1 protein-coding gene is annotated in these 1,053 nt (G+C 65.3%); it reads right to left on the reverse strand.

The genetic code is table 11. The features are described from left to right. Positions 1-252 precede the first annotated feature (252 nt). Positions 253-1,053, reverse strand: an 801-nt coding sequence (locus K7H22_RS19560; protein ID WP_230802494.1) for a DUF2493 domain-containing protein, incomplete at its 5' end; no start/stop codon positions are given.

The raw sequence follows: 1,053 nt of genomic DNA on the forward strand, positions 1-1,053 counted from the left end.
TCCGAAACACGCCCCGAGGGACGTGCAGGTCTTCAGCCTCAAGCGAAACGTCATCAGCCCTCGGTCTTGCGCTGCTGACGATGTGCGAGGTGCGCACCATCCCCAGCCCGTAACGATGCGGATGGGCCGCACTCTGACGGACTGGGTAGAGGGATAACGGTGCTGGCCGCCGCAGACTGCCGATCGCGCTTGACCGATCGCACGCGCCATGAGACATGACGAAAGGGCCGCGCCAAGCGCGACCCCCTCTCTTCAATCCTGCGCAGTCTTCTTCGCCGGGTCAGCAACCCGCATGACCGTCAGGCCTTTCGCTTCCGCCTTCTGCCCGAGGTTCAGCGCGACCCCGTTGCCGCCGAAGAGAACAACCCCCGTCGCCGCGAACTTGTCGTCCAGCATTTCGTCGTTGCACTTGAACGGTGCCGCCCGCCCATGCGCGGACCAGCGAGGATCAAAGCGCGCCTGCGCGACCCCGCGTGCCCGGGCCCACCGAGCCGCAATCATCTCTGCCCCGTGCTTGCCACCCTTGTGGCAGAGGAAGATCTCCTGGTTGCGGTTCTGCTTGATCCGTTCGCGAACCTTGTCGAGCGTGTTGAAGATCACATCGACATCTGCCCAGTCGGTGGCTCCTGAAACGATCAGGGGCACCCCCTCGACTTTCGACTTCTCGGCGGTTTCACGGTCGTGCTGCTCCAGGAGCTGCCGCGCCTCGAAGACCGCCCCGGTCTCTTGCGCCCGGATGCTTGCGCGCGACCCGGCTGCCGGGATGAAGGCGTGGCCCGTCTCGATCTCGTAGCATTCCGCCGCTGCCTCGCTCATCACCTCGATGGCGCTGACAATCTCGCGCAGCTGCAGAAAGCGCGCCTGCGCCTCTTCGAGCGCGGTCTCGGCGATCTCCGATCCGTCATGGGATTTTGCCAGCGCGCCGATCTTGTCGGCGGTGCGGTCGACCTCCTTGCCGAGTGCCACCTTGCGGCGCTGCAGGATCGTCGCGAGCCCATGGGCCAGCGGTTCGATTTCGGCTTCAAGCCCAGTCCCGCGCAGCTGACCGAGCAA

It is taken from the genome of Seohaeicola saemankumensis (assembly GCF_021021435.1).
Taxonomy (GTDB): Bacteria; Pseudomonadota; Alphaproteobacteria; order Rhodobacterales; family Rhodobacteraceae; genus Seohaeicola.